This window comes from Microcoleus sp. LEGE 07076, from assembly GCF_015207455.1.
Classification (GTDB): domain Bacteria; phylum Cyanobacteriota; class Cyanobacteriia; order Cyanobacteriales; family Microcoleaceae; genus Microcoleus.
The window spans coordinates 1-3,409 of sequence record NZ_JADEWV010000368.1; the positions used below are offsets into that span (position 1 = coordinate 1).

Sequence of the window (3,409 nt, forward strand, 5' to 3'; positions counted from 1 at the left end):
ATTTACACCCCGCTTACTTGCGGTGTTGGGAGTTTTAAAGATGCCAAATTGTCGGCTGTCGCGAGCTTATTTTAACCAATGGAGAGAAACATTCAAACTCACTAATTTACTAGCAAATATTTTGCTTAAATCACAAAAATAAGTAGTAAAAAATATGTGGTTTTTTTTCGACAATGTACTCTTGCAAAAAAACCCTTAAACCCTCCTAATTTATACAGCAATAGGCTCCGATTTGTTGCAGGAGAGGGCATTAAATTTAGATGCCCCTCCCCACCTTTCAACTATTCTTGCGGAGCGACAATATATTCGCACTCTAAAGCCTCTGTACCCGACGCTGGCGTTCCAAACGGTGCAATCAGTAGGGGAGTGGTAGGAGTTGCCATTAACACCCGCAAATCTGAGCTGGAAATCGCTTTGGCTGTATCAATCAAATAGCGAATATCGCACTTGAGACAAAACTCACAACCCCATAGTTTGGCATCAACTGTTTCAGTTCCTGAACTGAGAGTATTGTTGAGTGATGCTCGCACTTGTTGGGCATCTAAATCGAATTCTAAAATAGCTGTTAGGTGAGACTTGTCGCTGTGAGAAGCTAACCTCTCTAAGGCTTTTAAAAAGCTCAGCCTCTCAACCACCACTTGATGGCTAAATTGATGTCGATAGGGAGCGATAATTTGGTCACAAATCGGATATTGCCCTTCTAGCAACTTCGTTGTCAACCGCCAATTATTCCACTCGAATGCGACGAAATTGCTAGGTTGCTCTGGCAAACCTTCATAGTAAATCGTAACTTTCTCAGCAGAATTCAAAGAACGCTCCAATAAGCGGAGTACCTTAGCAGGGACAGTAAAATTAACTACTTGACGGCTCAAAAGATAGGAATTGCTGCTTTCGTTCAATCCTAAAACCATTGCTACCCGATGCCCATCTGTCGTCCAAACTCTCAGTTGATCGAGTCCTCTGTCTGCGTCGTGACTGAGTTGAAAATTCCCTCCTGTTAAAATGCGTTTGTTTTCCTCAGAACTTACAGCAAATAAGCTAGCTTTTAGGACAGAAATTAACACGCTAGCAGGAAGCGTTACAAGTTTCTGTTGAACGCTGGGGATAGCCGGAAATTCGTCCGCAGCTAGCCCGCGAATGGCGTGCTTGCTCCTTGACGCACTCAGAGTGGCACTGACTGATGGAACGTCGCTTCCTTTAATAATTTCAGAAGAACTTTTTAAGGTGAGGCTACCGTTAGGAAATTTTCCCAAAATGTCAGCAAGTATGGGTGCGGGGAGGGTAAGCTTTCCAGATTGATTGACATTCGCATCAAAGCTCACTTGCATTCCAAATTCTAAGTTGTAAGCAGTCAGATGCAAATGTTGAGTTTCTGCATCAGCCTCAATCAAAATATTGTATAAAATGGGATGGCTGCTATTCCTGGGAATGATGCCTTTCAGGGCCTGTACATAATCGTTAAATTCTCTTGAGTCGCAGACAACTTCAATAGCTGATGGGAGAGGAGAAGGGGAAGGCAATATCGCCTCATTTGACAATGCTTCTAGAGAACAAGCATCGACGGCTGGAAGTGCTGCAAAACTTGTGCAATTTTGCAATGCTTCTACTTCTTGTGGATAGATTGTTGAGGGTTCGCAAACCGAGTCAGTTTCAGTTGTTGCTTTGACTGATTTCTTCACAGTTTTTGCAGACTTATTGGTTGTTGCAGTCGAGCATTTTTTCTTAACTGATCTTTCCAATACTTCCTCTTTCTGCGGTGTTCCTGTCAGTCGAGATTTTGCCATAATTAGTCTGGTGTCAGGGGTGCGTGCGATTGGCCGCTGCGGTAGCAGCACTTGTTATGGTGCCTGAGAAAATAGGGAGTGAGAAGAAGAATGGGAAATAAAATGGGAGGAACCTACGCTTAAAAATATAAGATTGAAGCATGGACATTTTGTCTCAAAATCGGTTCGTATCGATACAAATATTAAATTTTTGAGCGTTGCTATCAACCTACAACTTTAGTTGTTTTCTCCATCTTTACCTTCTGCTTCCCGTTGCCTTTCTCCTTCCCCTTATTCTATAAATAGGACTTACGCACAGACTCTACTTGTAGGGTGCTGATGGCACACCTTACTACTACAAATAGTGTAAAAATAGAAGGAATGCAGCGTAAGTCCCGATGGAAAAGCTTTCTGAAATTTGAGTGTTACCGACTGTTTTGTACAAAAGTATGTGCCTGTTAGTTAAGGACTTTACCTGTTATAGCAACCGCCAAGATGGTTAGGACACTTCGACGTAGTTTATCCTGAGCCCTTCGACTACGCTCAGGATAAACTACGTCGAGGGGCTCATTGCATCGCATTCCTAATCGCTGCAATCATTGCTATTACTGCTTCTTCCTTCTTCCTTCTTCCTTCTTCCTTCTTCTGCTAGAGTTGAGGACTTTACCTCTTGGTTGAGAATTTTATTGTTTGAGTACGAGTCATTGGGGGCAACAAATAATATCCGATATCGGCAGCGGCTTGCACCGACATAATAAAGTCGATGGTACTCTTTAAGTTTCTGTTGACTGCTCAAATCTTTGCCGATTAACAATCGGCTGAAAAGGTCGCTTCCGTCAATGCCAACTTCATCAAAAGTGCTGCCTTGCGAATTGTGAATTGTCAAAGCAAAGCAATTGTCAATTTCAGCAAACAAGTCATCTTTGAACCAGTAATATTTCCTCCAAAGAAATCCATTGCGTTTAGCACTCTTGAGCTTTTCTTTAAGTTCAGTCTGGTAACGCTTATTTTCAGACTCGTGCAGGACAAAGATTTGCCGAAATAAACCGTCATCAGTCACAATCTTTAGCAGCCAAACTCGATAGCCGCAGTGCTGATTAATTTCAACTTCCTTGACGGTAAATTCCGTTGAAGTCGGCAAAATTACGGTTTTGCCGTCAGGTGCCATGACGGGTTTTTTGGTAATTAGCCTTTCTCCCGGTACAAATTGGGGTGCAGCTTGACCGTAGACTTGTTTTCTGATAAGCTCATTGTAGTATCTGACTCGTTTGTTAGTCCAGCACAGAATTCTGAAACGATCGGGATTTTGACCAAATTCTAGATCGATCGTTTTGACAGCATATTGTAGCAGCGTTTCTGATTTAACTTTGAATGCACCGTTTGACTTGTCTCCTTTTTTGTATTTAGAGTGTGGCAAAAATATGTCTGCTTTGCTATTGACAAAAGAGCGGCATTCTGTTATGAAATCGAGCACAGGGCTTTCCCCTGCTTGCCTGACAACTTTGGTCAGTACAGCTTTATTGGTAATGCTGAAAGCAGGCGACTTTTTGTCTCCTACAGGATTGAGCTGAGCGGGGTCGCCCATTAAAATTAGCTTGCGGTGATTAAAGAATGTGCGTTCAAAATTGCGTTCTATCCATTTCCAC

2 protein-coding genes are annotated in these 3,409 nt (G+C 42.4%); both read right to left on the bottom strand.

Annotated elements, in window-relative coordinates; all coding sequences use genetic code 11:
- Nucleotides 1-281: 281 nt before the first annotated feature.
- Nucleotides 282-1,679 carry a DNA polymerase III subunit beta gene (dnaN, locus tag IQ270_RS29115; protein ID WP_368670149.1) on the bottom strand — a complete coding sequence of 466 codons (1,398 nt, stop codon included), beginning with the start codon at nt 1,677-1,679 and terminating at the stop codon, nt 282-284.
- 667 nt (nt 1,680-2,346) lie between these two features.
- Nucleotides 2,347-3,409: helicase C-terminal domain-containing protein (locus IQ270_RS29120; protein WP_228056806.1), on the bottom strand; the 1,063-nt coding region annotated here is incomplete at its 5' end.